The sequence below is a fragment of the Telluria aromaticivorans genome (assembly GCF_013003915.1).
In the GTDB taxonomy this organism is placed as follows: domain Bacteria; phylum Pseudomonadota; class Gammaproteobacteria; order Burkholderiales; family Burkholderiaceae_D; genus Telluria; species Telluria aromaticivorans.
This window is the reverse complement of record NZ_JABAIV010000002.1, coordinates 783822-797339: the sequence shown is the minus strand read 5'-3', so window position 1 is coordinate 797339 and position 13518 is coordinate 783822. Positions and strand designations below refer to the sequence as shown.

Annotated in this window: 13 protein-coding genes; 6 read left to right on the top strand and 7 right to left on the bottom strand. The window is 63.7% G+C overall.

The features are described from left to right. Positions 1 to 3: 3 nt before the first annotated feature. The gene (locus tag HGB41_RS08900; RefSeq protein WP_171083257.1) at positions 4 to 606 is read right to left on the bottom strand and encodes a GNAT family N-acetyltransferase; all 603 of its coding nucleotides are present in this window, start codon (positions 604 to 606) and stop codon (positions 4 to 6) included. Continuing rightward, positions 603 to 1457, bottom strand: a complete 855-nt coding sequence (locus tag HGB41_RS08895) for an AAA family ATPase (protein WP_171083255.1) — start codon at positions 1455 to 1457, stop codon at positions 603 to 605. The genes HGB41_RS08900 and HGB41_RS08895 overlap by 4 nt, the downstream gene beginning before the upstream one ends. 187 nt (positions 1458 to 1644) lie before the next feature. On the opposite strand from HGB41_RS08895, the gene HGB41_RS08890 reads away from it, so the two are divergent. Together HGB41_RS08890 and HGB41_RS08885 are read left to right on the top strand one after the other, a co-directional pair. Further along, positions 1645 to 1983, top strand: coding sequence for a c-type cytochrome (locus tag HGB41_RS08890; protein ID WP_171083253.1), 339 nt, complete (start codon positions 1645 to 1647; stop codon positions 1981 to 1983). Positions 1984 to 1991: 8 nt separating this feature from the next. Continuing rightward, entirely contained in the window at positions 1992 to 2342 is a 351-nt protein-coding gene (locus HGB41_RS08885) for a c-type cytochrome (RefSeq protein WP_171083251.1), read from the top strand. A gap of 128 nt (positions 2343 to 2470) precedes the next feature. Here HGB41_RS08885 and HGB41_RS08880 read toward each other — a convergent pair whose 3' ends face one another. From HGB41_RS08880 to HGB41_RS08870, 3 genes are all read right to left on the bottom strand, one after another. Beyond that, the gene (locus tag HGB41_RS08880; RefSeq protein ID WP_171083250.1) at positions 2471 to 4006 is read right to left on the bottom strand and encodes a retroviral-like aspartic protease family protein; all 1536 of its coding nucleotides are present in this window, start codon (positions 4004 to 4006) and stop codon (positions 2471 to 2473) included. A 118-nt stretch (positions 4007 to 4124) separates the two neighbouring features. Beyond that, on the bottom strand, positions 4125 to 4553 hold the full coding sequence (locus tag HGB41_RS08875; RefSeq protein ID WP_171083248.1) for a DUF1841 family protein: 429 nt from the start codon (positions 4551 to 4553) through the stop codon (positions 4125 to 4127). Positions 4554 to 4759: 206 nt separating this feature from the next. Beyond that, the gene (locus HGB41_RS08870) at positions 4760 to 5407 is read right to left on the bottom strand and encodes an RNA pyrophosphohydrolase (RefSeq protein WP_171083246.1); all 648 of its coding nucleotides are present in this window, start codon (positions 5405 to 5407) and stop codon (positions 4760 to 4762) included. Between the two features lie 204 nt (positions 5408 to 5611). Between HGB41_RS08870 and HGB41_RS08865 the strand changes: the two genes are divergently transcribed. From HGB41_RS08865 to HGB41_RS08850, 4 genes are all read left to right on the top strand, one after another. Then, the gene (locus HGB41_RS08865; RefSeq protein WP_171083244.1) at positions 5612 to 7330 is read left to right on the top strand and encodes a proline--tRNA ligase; all 1719 of its coding nucleotides are present in this window, start codon (positions 5612 to 5614) and stop codon (positions 7328 to 7330) included. A 5-nt stretch (positions 7331 to 7335) separates the two neighbouring features. Beyond that, positions 7336 to 7953 carry a lytic transglycosylase domain-containing protein gene (locus tag HGB41_RS08860; RefSeq protein ID WP_371868490.1) on the top strand — a complete coding sequence of 206 codons (618 nt, stop codon included), beginning with the start codon at positions 7336 to 7338 and terminating at the stop codon, positions 7951 to 7953. A 320-nt stretch (positions 7954 to 8273) separates the two neighbouring features. Next, on the top strand, positions 8274 to 9725 hold the full coding sequence (locus HGB41_RS08855) for an alkaline phosphatase (RefSeq protein WP_171083241.1): 1452 nt from the start codon (positions 8274 to 8276) through the stop codon (positions 9723 to 9725). A gap of 20 nt (positions 9726 to 9745) precedes the next feature. Then, positions 9746 to 11116, top strand: coding sequence for an alkaline phosphatase (locus tag HGB41_RS08850; protein ID WP_171083239.1), 1371 nt, complete (start codon positions 9746 to 9748; stop codon positions 11114 to 11116). Positions 11117 to 11494: 378 nt separating this feature from the next. On the opposite strand, the gene HGB41_RS08845 is transcribed toward HGB41_RS08850, so the two are convergent. Continuing rightward, positions 11495 to 11884 (bottom strand): SWIB/MDM2 domain-containing protein, encoded by a 390-nt coding sequence (locus HGB41_RS08845; protein ID WP_171083237.1) that lies wholly within the window; start codon positions 11882 to 11884, stop codon positions 11495 to 11497. A 245-nt stretch (positions 11885 to 12129) separates the two neighbouring features. After that, positions 12130 to 13497: a signal recognition particle protein gene (gene ffh / locus HGB41_RS08840; RefSeq protein ID WP_171083235.1), complete on the bottom strand. Its 1368-nt coding sequence runs from the start codon at positions 13495 to 13497 to the stop codon at positions 12130 to 12132. Positions 13498 to 13518: the final 21 nt, after the last annotated feature.

Here is a 13518-nt window from a genome sequence, read left to right as displayed (position 1 = left end):
GGCTCAGGCTCGCGCGTGCTGCCCCAGGCGCTCGTGCAGGGCGCTCTTGATCGCCGGCCATTCGCTGCGCAGGATGCTGTACATGACCGTGTCGCGCGGGGTGCCATCGCGCCGCAGGGCGTGGTGGCGGATGACGCCATCCTTCTTCGCGCCCAGGCGTTCGATCGCCGCCTGCGAGGCGAAGTTCTCGCCGTCGGTGCGCAGGCCGACCACGGCGCAGCCCAACGTATCGAAGGCATGCGAGAGCAGGAGCAGCTTGCAGCTGGTATTCACGTGGGTGCGCTGGGCACGTTTCGCATACCAGGTGTAGCCGATCTCGACGCGGTCTGCGCCCGGGACGATGTCGTGGTAGCTGGTGCTGCCCAGCAGGGTGCCGCCGCTCTTTCCCTCGCGCGCATCGATCACGGCAAACGCCACGCGGTCGCGCATCTCGAGCGCGGTGCCGATGTATTGGCCCGCATTGTGCGGCTCCGGCACGCTGGTCACGCGCAGGTTCCACAGTTCGCCGTCGCCGGCGGCGGCGCGCAGGCCTTCTTCGTGGTGCGCCGCCAGCGGCTCCAGGCGCAGGCCGTTGAATTCGAGCGTGACAGGCGCGACATGGATCATCGGTTGTTCCTCGACATCTGGATCAGGCGCTCGAACAGGTGCACGTCCTGCTCGTTCTTGAGCAGCGCGCCGTGCAGCGGAGGGACGATCGCCTTGTGGTCCTGGCTGCGCAGCGCTTCCGCCGGGATGTCCTCGGCCAGCAGCAGCTTGAGCCAGTCCAGGAATTCCGAGGTCGACGGTTTCTTCTTGATGCCGGCGACCTCGCGCAGCTCATAGAAGCTGTGCAGCGCGGCCGCCAGCAGGTCCTGCTTGAGGGCCGGGAAGTGGACCTTGACGATGTCGGTCATGGTCTCGCGGTCGGGGAATTTAATGTAATGGAAGAAGCAGCGGCGCAGGAAGGCGTCCGGCAGCTCCTTCTCGTTGTTCGAGGTGATGATCACCATCGGGCGGTGCGTCGCCACCACCATCTCGCGCGTCTCGTAGACGTAGAACTCCATGCGGTCCAGCTCGCGCAGCAGGTCGTTCGGGAACTCGATGTCGGCCTTGTCGATCTCGTCGATCAGCAACACCACCGGTTCCGGCGCGGTAAAGGCCTGCCACAGCACGCCCTTGACGATGTAGTTATGGATGTCGCGCACGCGTTCGTCGCCCAGCTGCGAATCGCGCAGGCGCGAGACGGCGTCGTATTCGTACAGGCCCTGCTGGGCCTTGGTGGTCGATTTCACGTGCCACTGCATCAGCGGCATGTCGAGCGCCGCCGCCACTTCTTCTGCCAGCATGGTCTTGCCTGTGCCGGGCTCGCCCTTGATCAGCAGCGGGCGGCCGAGCGTCAGCGCGGCATTGACTGCCAGTTTCAGGTCATCGGTGGCGACATAGTTGTCGCTGCCTTCGAAGCGTTGGGAAGCGTGCATGTGCGGTTGGAAGTAAGTATGAAATGAGGCCGAGTATATGCCAGAATGGCGCCCACCGAGGACGACCCACGGGTGCGTGCGTTTGTAGACTGTGGACAACTCTTCAGATAGAATCGACAGGTTGGTGGATCATTTGCTAACTTTTTGTGCGTTTGCGGTATTCGAATTACAACTAACGAGCCACACCATGAAAACATCTTTGGCACTACTGGTACTGGCGGCGTTTGCCGGTACCGCAGCAGCAGCGGAAGTCGTCGGCAACCCGAAGGCAGCCGCAAGCAAGATCGAAATGTGCATCGGCTGCCACGGCATCCCTGGCTACAAGGCGTCCTTCCCCGAGGTCTACCGGGTGCCGATGATCGGCGGCCAGTCCGCCAAATACATCGAATCGGCACTGCACGCCTATAAAAAGGGCGACCGCAAGCACCCGTCGATGCGCGGCATCGCCGCCAGCCTGAGCGACCAGGACATCGCCGACGTCGCCGCGTACTACGCGCAGCAGACCCCAGCCAACGCCAAGCGCTAAGGACAGCCATGAAGAAACTCGTTTCCGCGCTGGTGTTCGGCGCTTTCAGCCTCGGCGCCACCAGCTTTGCCTCGGCCGCCGACGTCACGAAGGGCGAAGCCCTGGCCAAGAAGTACAACTGCGCATCCTGCCACGGCGCCGACTACAACAAGCCGATCGACCCGAGCTATCCGAAGCTGGCCGGCCAGCACGCCGAATACCTGACGCATGCACTGCACGCCTACAAGCGCGGCGCCGGCGCCAACGGCCGCACCAACCCGATCATGTCGGCCCAGGTGCAGCCGCTGTCGAACCAGGACATGGCCGATATCGGCGCCTACCTGGCGAAGCTGCCGTCGCAGCTCGTCGTCAGCAAATAAGCATCTGCACGTAAGCATACGCAGGCCAGTTAAAAAATCCCCCCGACCGGGCAGCCGGCGGGGGGATTTGTTTTTGAGGTTGCCGCCACCCGCGCGATCTGCGGCACGCTGGGCCAGGCTCGACGCGACTAGGGACCGGCTGCCGCCGCCGGCTTGGCGCCGTCCGCGCCGGCCGTGCATTGGCGGGCCAGCGCTGCCAGCCCAGCGGGGCGTTCGGCGATACCATGTGCGTCGTACCATTCGTTCAGGGTGCTGGACGCGTAGCAGCGCGCTGCTTCGTCGACGGAAGGCAGCGAATATTCCTTGATCACCTCGTCCGCACTGAACTTGCCGAGGTAGAAGCCGGTTAGTGGAAGGGACTCCAGTGTGAGGGTGTCGGCCGGGGCGCTGGCAGCGAGTTCGGTCTTGGCCAACCCGGCTTCCCCGCTGCGCACCCGGGCGATGTAGAGCCATAGCGCGGCGTCGCGCAGGCCCGGCAGCTTGTCCAGCCCTGCGCGCAGGCGCTGCGCGGCAGCCTTGGGCTGGCCTTCGGTGGCGAGCCTGCGCCCGGTCAGCAGGAGCGCGTGGCCGTTGCCCGCGAGTGCTGCCCGCTCGAACCAGGCGTTCGCCGCGCCTTCGTCCTTCGCCACGCCCACTCCGGCGCCATATGCCCTGGCCAGCCGCATTTGCGCGTCGGTATTGCCGCCCTGCGCCTCGGCCTCGATCCACGGCTCGACCATTTGTCCGGTCGAGAAGGGCAGCCCGCCCACATAGCTGAGGTACAGTTTTTTCTGGCTCATGGACAGCAGCACGCGGTAAGCACGCAGGAAGTCGGTGCCGAGAATGACCTCGGCCATCCCCGAGTCATGGTCGATGATGCCGATGGGCGCATTCTCGATCAGCTCTTGCCCGACCTGGAAGGTCTTGAAAGCGCCGCGCCAACGGGCCGCCGGCGCCTTGCCCCAACCGCGGGCGTCTTCGATCCGGTCGATCCTGGCCTTGTCCGGATGGATGCCCAGGCGCTTGGCGGTCGAGAGGCTGATCGAAGTGAGATTGGCACCGGTGTCGATCATCGCCGAGGCATTCTTGCCGTTGATTTGCACGGTAAAGCGCGGATTGAGATGGCCGTCGAAGCCCCAGTGGAAAGGAACGACCGAGGCCGACGGATTCCAGTACGCGAGGAAGGCATCGCTGCTGCAGTCGAGCGCGCGGAACATGCGCAGCTCTTTATTTGCGAGGAACAGCTCGAGGTCGGCCTGCAGCAGGAAGGGCGCGCCGATGGCCGCGTCGTAGACGCTCGGGTCGCCCATTTCCCCAATCACTTGCAGGGAAGTCTTGCCTGCACGCGAAGCACCGATTGACACTTCATTGACGACGGTCTTGTAGACCGGGACCTCGCCGCCGACGGCGCTGAGCGTGCGCGAGGTGGAGGTCAAGGCGAGCTTGTGACGACGTGCGCCGTGTTCGGTCAGCATGACCGAGACCGCGCCCGTATCGACCAGCATCACGGCCGGCTTGCCGTTGATGCTGCCGACCGTCGTCATTTCAAGGCCAGGACCGCTGTAGCTGAGGGGAAGCGCCGCGATCGTCGCATACTGGCAGCGCGTTTGCGCGGACGATGCGCCCGAGGCCAGGCTTGCTGCAAGCGCCAGGGCGCCCAGTGTCGGAAGGAGGGTCAGCTTCATCGGTCCCATCGTCGTAGGGAGGAACGGTAATGGAGCCAGGCTCCGGGCAGACCCGATTCTAGTGAAGCGTTAGCAGTTTTTCAATCTCCCATGCATATCGCACCCCGGCATCGCCAACTCAGCGCGCGGCGCGCCTGCGCACGCAATCGATATACGCCTCGGTATCCGGCGGCACGCCGTTGCGCTGCGACGCCCAGATCATCTCGCCCAGGCATTCCATGATCTCGTGGTGGGCGTCGTGCTCGCCGCGCCGGGAGACCAGCAGGTCGTGCGCGGCCTTGATGCCGCGCGGCTGGTCGACTGCTACCTGCTCGGCGATCGACAGGTGCATCGACAGGTGCAGGAAGGGGTTCGACTGGCCGCCTTCGACCGAGTAATCGCGCGCGATCGCCGCCTCGACGTCGTCGAGCTGTTCATGGTATTCAGGGTGCTGGGCGATCCAGTCGGCCGCGATGGCGTCCATCGGCGTCAGGATCTCGCCGTTGCGCTGCTTGCGCAGGGCTTCGCAAAAGAAGCGGCGGACGTCGTGCGAAGACGGTGTAAACATGTCGGGGGAGGGGCAAGAAAGGAGGAAGCCGGCATTGTAGCGCGATGCGGTTTCGTTCGTGCAGCCGCGGCGGGAAGGCCGCGGAGAGTATTGCAGAAGTGATATTGCAGGCGCTGTTAATGCGTGGCGCATAGGGGTGCCTGCGCCGCAGGACTGGGCACAGGAAAGTGAATGGAAACCGGCCGGGGCCGGTCTCCATGCGGGTCTTACTTGTTCGGCACCAGCACCAGCGGTTCCGCAGCCACCGGGGCAACTACGGTTGTCGCCGCCGCCAGCGTGGTCGGCTGGACCGGCTTGGCGCCACCCTGCGCGCGGCCGTGCGGCTGGCGCAGGTAGCGCGCGCTATGGCGGCGTTCGCCATGCGGGCCACTGGTCTTGGCTGGCCACGTGATGAAACGCGACAACTCCTGCAGCGCCCGCTGGTAGACATCGCGCTTGAATTCGATGACCACGTCCAGCGGCACCCAGTAGTCGTGCCAGCGCCAGGCGTCAAACTCGGGATGGTCGGTCAGGCGAAGGTTGACGTCGTTATCGCGCGCCACCATCCGTAACAGGAACCAGATCTGCTTCTGGCCACGGTAGTGGCCGCGGATCTCGCGCTTGATGAAGTGATCTGGCACCTCATAGCGCAGCCAGTCGCGGGTGCGGCCCACGATCTTGACATGCTCCTGGCGCAAGCCGATTTCTTCCTCGAGCTCGCGGTACATCGCCTGTTCCGGCGTCTCGCCGTATTTGATCCCCCCTTGCGGAAATTGCCATGAGTGCTCGCGCACCCGCTTGCCCCACCACACCTCGTTATTGGCGTTCAGCAGGATGATGCCGACGTTGGGGCGAAACCCTTCACGATCGAGCATAAGTGCACCTCGAAACTTTCTGCCAGCCGTACGATCCTTATATTTTTACCCACAAATTGCCGTGCCCACTGTGCCGGCAAGTTGCCGGCGAGGCAGGTACTGCGTGTTCCGGACCCATTTGTAGAAAGATTGGACGCATCAGCCAGCTAATCCTTTAAAATTAGGTCGATTATAACTCTCTCTTTTTAAAAAGAATTCATCGATATGCGTGCCTCACGATTTTTTATTTCAACTCTGAAAGAAGCGCCTTCCGACGCCGAAATCGTCAGCCACCAGCTGATGATGCGTGCCGGGATGATCAAGCGGCTTGGCTCGGGCATCTACACCTATATGCCGACGGGCCTGCGCGTCATCCGCAAGGTCGAGGGCATCATCCGCGAAGAAATGAACCGTGCCGGCGCAATCGAACTCCTGATGCCGCTCGTGCAGCCGGCCGAACTGTGGCAGGAAACCGGCCGCTGGGACAAGATGGGCCCGGAACTGATGCGCGTCAAAGACCGCCACGGCCGTGAATTCGCGATCCAGCCGACCTCGGAAGAAGTCATTACCGACGTCGTGCGCAGCGAGCTCAAGTCCTACCGCCAGCTGCCGGTCAACTTCTATCACATCCAGACCAAGTTCCGCGACGAGCGCCGTCCGCGCTTCGGCCTGATGCGCGGCCGCGAATTCACCATGAAAGATGCGTACTCGTTCGACCGCGACGTGGCCGGCATGCAGCAGTCCTACCAGACCATGTTCGACGCGTATTCGAAGATCTTCACGCGCTTCGGCCTGAAGTTCCGCGCGGTGGCGGCCGACAACGGCGCCATCGGCGGCACCGGCTCGCACGAATTCCACGTCATCGCCAGCACCGGCGAAGACGCGCTGGTCTACTGCCCGGACTCCGATTTCGCGGCCAACATGGAAGCGGCCGAAGCCCTCAGCATCGGCGAGCGCGGCGCGGCCAACCAGCCGCTGGCCAAGACCTCGACCCCCGGCAAGACCAAGTGCGAAGCCGTGGCCGAACTGCTGAACGTGCCGCTCCAGCAGCACGTCAAGAGCATCGCCCTGACCGTCGAGCACGAAGGAAAGAAGACCTACTTCCTGCTGCTGCTGCGCGCCGACCATGAGCTCAACGAGATCAAGGTCTCGAAAGTCGAGGGCCTGAAGGACTTCCGCTTCTCGACCGAAGCCGAGATCCAGGAAGTCTACGGCACCGTGCCGGGCTACCTCGGCCCGATCAATACCAGGGCGCCGGTGGTCGTGGTGGCCGACCGCACCGTCGCCAATATGGCCGATTTCATCTGCGGTGCCAACGAAGCCGACTATCACTACACGGGCGCCAACTGGGGCCGCGACGTGGCTGAACCCCTGGTTGCCGACCTGCGCAACGTGGTCGAAGGCGATGCTTCGCCCGACGGCAAGGGCGTGCTGGCGATCGAACGCGGCATCGAAGTGGGCCACGTGTTCCAGCTCGGTACCGCCTATTCGGAAGCCATGGGCGCGACCTTCCTCGACGAAAACGGCAAGCCGGCCCCGCTGCAGATGGGCTGCTACGGCATCGGCGTGACCCGCATCCTGGGCGCGGCGATCGAGCAGAACTTCGACGACAAGGGCATCGTCTGGCCCGATTCCATCGCGCCGTTCGAGCTGGTGCTGTGCCCGATGGGCATGGACCGCAGCGAGATGGTCAAGGAACAGGTCGAGAAGCTGTACGCAGACCTGCAGGCGGCCGGTATCGACGTGATCGTCGACGACCGCGGCCTGCGTCCGGGCGCAATGTTCGCCGACTGGGAACTGATCGGCGTGCCCCACCGTGTCGTGATCGGCGAGCGCGGCCTGAAGGAAGGCAACCTGGAATACCAGGGCCGCCGCGACGACGCTGCCACCAGCGTGCCGGTCGACGAGATGGTCGCCTTCATCAAGGGCAAGCTCGGCAAGTGACGTTTGTGACGCTGGTTTCCTGGGTTGGAAGTGTGCTGCTGGTCGCCGGACTGGTATTCGGCGGGCCTGCGCACGCCGGAAACCAGAAAGAAGAAGCCATGGCCGACGGCGTGCGCCTGGCCATGGCCAATGCCATCCGCGACAGCCGGCCGCCCAAGCCGGTGCTGCGCGACGAGGCGGCGCGGGCGCGCTACCAGGCATGGTTCAACGAGATGTCGAGCCGCCTGGCCAAGCGCCTGCCCGACGAACGCTCGCGCACCGAATTCCTCGAAGTAGCCTGGTACGAATCCACCCGCGCCGGGCTCGACCCGGGCCTGGTGCTGGGACTGATCCAGGTGGAGTCGGCCTACCGCAAGTACGCGATCTCGATCGCCGGCGCGCGCGGCTACATGCAGGTGATGCCGTTCTGGACCAAGGTGATCGGCGACTCCGACCGCCGCAAGCTGTTCCACATGCAAACCAATTTGCGCTACGGCTGCTCGATCCTGCGCATGTATATCGACATGGAAAAGGGCAACCTTTATCTGGCGCTGGGCCGCTACAACGGCAGCCGCGGCAAGCCACAGTATCCGAATGCGGTGCTGTCGGCGTGGAAGAAGTGGGAGTTCAAGCCGGCGGTTTGAACGTTCAAGCTGGCGTGGAATATTCCGCGAATCGACGTGAACGTGGACGGTAACGCGGAATGCTTCGCGACCGCACGTGAACTTGGACGGTAACGCGGAATATATCGCGACCGTAGGGTGGGCGGGTTTCCCGCCCGCGCGTTCAAACACCGGGTGAAAAATCGTGTTGCGGTTTGCAAGAGATCGTTGAACGCGTGGGCAGAATCTGCCCACCCTACGGTACGCGGCAACGCACCCATCAACAATCCCGCAACATATCAATCCGCCATCCCTGCATGGCAAAGGTGTAAACTTCACGCTTTCCCGACGTAGAGGTTTCCATGCGATTGTCCACCCTCGCCGGCGCCGCCTGCCTGGCCGTGCTGGCCGGCTGCGCGTCCGCTCCGCCAGCATCCCTTGCCACGCAAGCACCCGCCGCCCAGCGCGCCAAGAACGTGATCTTCTTCCTGGGCGATGGCCTGGGCATCAACACGCTGACCGCCGCGCGCATCTTCCATGCGGGTGAAGACGGCGAGCTCACCATCGACCGCATGCCGGAATCGGCCTTCGTGAAGACTTTCTCGAACAATGCGATGGTAACCGACAGCGCCGCCGGCATGGCAGCCTACATGACGGGCGTGAAGCACGATAACGGCGTGATCTCGATGTCGGCCGGCACCCGTTCGGTCGCACCAGGCAAGGACGTCAACGGCAACGCCCTGGTGAGCAGCTGCGAGAACGGCACTCCCGCGGTCACGCTGCTGGAGCTGGCCAGGCGCCGCGGCATGGCGACGGGTGTCGTCACGAATACCAGCGTCACCGATGCGACTCCCGCATCGACCTATGGCCACGCCTGCCACCGCAAGCTGGAAACCGATTTCGCGGCTTCCCTGGTGCCGGGCGGCGCCGGTTACAACATCGCGCTGGGCGCCCGCGGCATCGACGTGATGTTCGGCGGCGGGACCCAGTTCTTCACGCCCTTCACGCACGGCGGCAAGCGTGCCGACGGCCGCGACCTGCTGGCCGAGATGCGCGCCCAGGGCATGCGTGTCGTGTCCGACAGCGCCGGCTTCAATGCACTGGCGCCCAACGCAGGGCAGCCCGCCATCGGCCTGTTCGCCACCAACCACATGGACTACGACGCCGTGCGCAATCCGGCCAGCCAGCCGAGCCTGAGCGAGATGACGCGCAAGGCCATCGAGCTGCTGGCGCCGCACGCAGGCAGCCAGGGAGCCGGCTTCTTCCTGGTGGTCGAGGGTGGCCTGATCGACCATGCGCTGCATGCCACACTGGGCAAGCGCGCGTTGCAAGAGACCGTGTCGTTCAACCACGCCATGCAGGAGGCACTGGACAAGATGGAAGCGCTCGACCCGGGCCTGAAGAACACCCTGGTGGTGTCGACCGCCGACCATGACCACACGCTGCTCCTGAACGGCTATACGGTCCGCACCGGCAAGACGACACCATCCAATCCGGGCGTGCTGGGCCTGGTGCGCAATCTTGACGGCACTCCGAAGCTGGACAAGGAAGGCCGACCGTTCACGATCATCGGCTTCGGCACCGGCGAGAACCGCATCAACGGCAACCGCAATACCCAGCCCGCCTTGACCGACGAAGTCGTGACGCGCGACGACTATCACCAGGAAGCCGTGGTGCGCACGCGCACCGGCGCCGAAACGCATGGCGGCTCGGACGTCTACCTGGGCGCCGCCGGCGCCGGCGCGGAACTGTTCCGCGGGACCATCGACAACACCCGCGTCTTCAGCCTGATCAAGACCGCTGCCGGCCTGTGAGCCTTGAACTGGACACCACCATGAAACGACAACTTCCAATGCTGCTAGCGGCCAGCCTGTTCAGCGCCAGCGCCATCGCCGCGCCACAAGCGAAAAACATCATCTTCTTCCTTGGCGACGGCATGGGCCCGACCACGATCACCGCCGCGCGCATCTACAAGCACGGCGAAGACGGCCTGCTGAACTTCGAAAAGCTCGAGCGCACCGCGCGCATCAAGACCTATTCGAACGACTTCCAGACCACCGACAGCGCGCCCTCGATGGGCGCCTACATGACCGGCGTGAAGATCAACCAGGACGGCATCTCGATGAAGGATGCGCAGGCCATCGACCCGGAGAAGGACGCCAACGGCAACCGCACCGTCGACAAGTGCGGCGAGAACAACGGCTATGTGGCGCCGACTATCCTGGAACTGGCCAAGGCTGCTGGCCGGGCCGTGGGCGCGGTGACCACCACCGAACTGACCCACGCGACGCCGGCGTCGACCTTCTCGCACGTCTGCCACCGCGACGCGGCCTACACCATCGCGCGCCAGCTCGTGCCTGGCGGCGCCGGCTACAACCCGGCGTTGAAAGACGGCGTGGACGTCCTGATGGGCGGCGGGCGCCACCATTTCACGCCCTGGGACAAGGCTGCCAACCCGAAGGGCCGCGCCGACGGCCGCGACCTGATGGCGGAACTGGCGGGGCAAGGCTACTACGTGGCCGGCACCCGCGCTGGCATGATGTCGGCGACACCCGGCCGCAAGTTCGTCGGCATCTACAGCGCCGACGACCACATGGATTATTCCCTGGAGCGCCGCCCGGAGCAGCCGACCTTGAGCGAAATGGCGCTGAAGGCGATCGAGCTGCTGTCGAAAGACCCGGATGGCTTCTTCCTGATGGTCGAAGGCGGCAAGATCGACCACGCCCTGCACGACACCAATGCGAAGAACGCGCTGGCCGACACGGTCGCTTTCGATGAAGCGATCCAGGCCTCGTTAGAGCGCATGCGCACCATCGACCCGGGCCTGGAGAACACGCTGATCGTCATCACCGCCGACCATGACCACACCATGGTGCTGAACGGCTATCCGAAGCGCGGCAGCAAGGTGCTGGACATCGTCCATGATTACGCCACCGGCGAGCCGAAGAAGGACGCCGACGGCAAGACCTTCACCGCGCTCGTCTTCGGCAACGGCAAGGTGCGCCCGGATGTACGCGCGGACGTCGACAGCGCCACGGCCCAGGGCAACCGCTACCAGCAGGAGGCGGGCGTGCGCACGGTCTACGAGTCGCACGGCGGCGGTGACGTCAAGCTGTATGCGGTAGGGGCGGGCTCGGCGCCGTTCAAGGGGACGATGGAGAATACGCGGGTGTTCCACCTGATGAAGGCCGCGGCGGGCTTGTGATTGGCGCCGCTTCGAGGCGTTGGGCGGAGTCGCGCAACTGCAGCAGCGTGACCGAAGTCGCGTAAGCGCAGCCGCTTCTCCGGAGTCGCAGACTACGAATAAACGTCATCCTCAATCGACGTCATCCCGGCGAAGGCCGGGATCCAAGTTCGTTGCACCTCGTTAGCGCTGCGCGGATGCTTCGTGGCTATTCGTGGGAATTGGATCCCGGCGCCGGGAGTCATTTCCGCCAGTGGCGGGAATGACGGTTCATAAGTATGTAGACGAAATGTAGATCGCGGACCGCGAACGCTAAACCCTGTACTGCGCGCCCCAAAAACAAAAAGCCCCGGAATCCGGGGCTTTCTGCATTCAAGGCTTTTGGACAGCCGGCAATGCTTACTTCAGGTGATCCGAAATGAGTTTGGTCATTTCAAACATCGAGACCTGCGCTTTGCCGCCGAAGACAGCTTTCAGCTTGGCATCGGCATTGATCATGCGGCGGTTCTCTGGATCCTGCAGGTTTTCTTTCTTGATGTAGTCCCAGACTTTCTTGGTGACTTCAGTGCGTGGCAGCGGTGCGTTGCCCACGACTGCGGCCAGTTCGCCCGACGGCGTCATCGCTTTCATGAAAGCGGCGTTCGGCTTGCGTGCTGCTGCAGGCTTGGCGGCTGGTTTTGCGGCTGCTTTTGCTGGAGCTGCTTTTTTTGCTGCAGGCTTGGCCGCTGCAGCTGGCTTGGCCGCTGCTTTCTTGGCTGGTGCTGCGGTGGATTTTTTGGCTGTTGCCATCTTCGAGCCTCCTAAAACGATCACGGGGAAAGTTGCGTTATTGACGCACGGGCTTATATTGGTGGCCTTTTACTGTTCGTGCAAGTCTTTTTCAAGATTTTTTCATTCTTGTAAGCCCCGAAATGCGAGCTATCGCACGCTCGGTGCGCCGCAAATGAAAAATCGGGCTCTCCAGAAGTTAAAAAACCGCGCAAGGCCAGTGCCCGCGCGGTTTCCTTGAAGTTCCCGGCAAGCTGCCGCGACGATCAGCGCATGCCAGGCATCATGCCTTTCATACCGCGCATCATCTTCATCAGGCCGCCGCCTTTGAGCTTCTTCATCATGGTCTGCATCTGGTCGTACTGGTTCAGCATGCGATTGACTTCCTGCACCTGCACGCCGGCGCCGGCCGCGATGCGGCGCTTGCGGTTGGCCTTGATCAAATCCGGCTTGGCGCGCTCGCCAGGGGTCATCGAGTCGATGATGCCGACCATGCGGCGCACCTGCTTTTCGGCCTGGTCCATGTTCGCATTGCCGGCAGCCTGCTGGAACTGCGCCGGCAGTTTGTCGAGCAGGCCGGCCATGCCGCCCATTTTTTTCATCTGCGTCAGCTGCGCCTTGAAGTCGTTCATGTCGAACCGGCCGCCGCCCTTGATCTTGTTCGCCAGTTCGGTCGCCGCTTCGGCATCCACGCCTTTGCGCGCTTCTTCGACCAGCGCCAGGATGTCGCCCATCCCCAGCACGCGGTTGGCCATGCGCGATGGATCGAAGGCTTCCAGGCCATCGAGCTTCTCGGACACGCCGGCGAACTTGATCGGCTTGCCGGTCACGTGGCGCACCGACAGTGCGGCGCCGCCGCGCGAGTCGCCATCGAGCTTGGTCAGCACGATGCCGGTCAGCGGCAGCGTGTCGTTGAAGGCCTTGGCGGTATTGATCGCATCCTGGCCGAGCATGGCGTCGACCACGAACAGGGTCTCGACCGGGTTGACGGCGGCGTGCACCGCGGCGATTTCCTGCATCATCGCTTCGTCGATACCGAGGCGGCCGGCGGTGTCGATGATCAGGACGTCGTGGTAGTGCTTCCTGGCCCAGTCCAGCGCGTTGAGCGCGATGTCGACCGGCTTGTCCGACGAGGTACTCGGGAAGAAGTCGGCGCCGACCTGCTTGGTGACGGACTCCAGCTGCGCGATTGCGGCAGGGCGGTAGACGTCGGCCGAAACGGTCAGGACCTTCTTTTTCTTCTGCTCTTTCAGGTACTTGGCGAGCTTGCCGACGGTGGTGGTTTTACCCACGCCCTGCAAACCGGCCATCAGGATGATCGCCGGCGGCTGCTGGGCGAACGAGAGCTGGGTGGCATCGGGACCGAGGTCGGCACCCATCAGGGCCGCCAGCTCGCGCTGCACCACGCCGACCAGGGCCTGGCCCGGGCTGAGCGAGCCGATGACTTCTTCGCCGAGTGCTTTTTCCTTCACTTTGGCGATGAATTCACGCACCGCCGGCAGCGCGACGTCGGCTTCCAACAGGGCCATGCGCACTTCGCGCAGCATCTCGGCGGTATTCGCCTCGGTAAGGCGCGCCTCGCCGCGCATGGTCTTGACGACCTTGGCAAGGCGTTGGGTAAGGTTATCTAGCATGTTCTACCTGACTATATATAT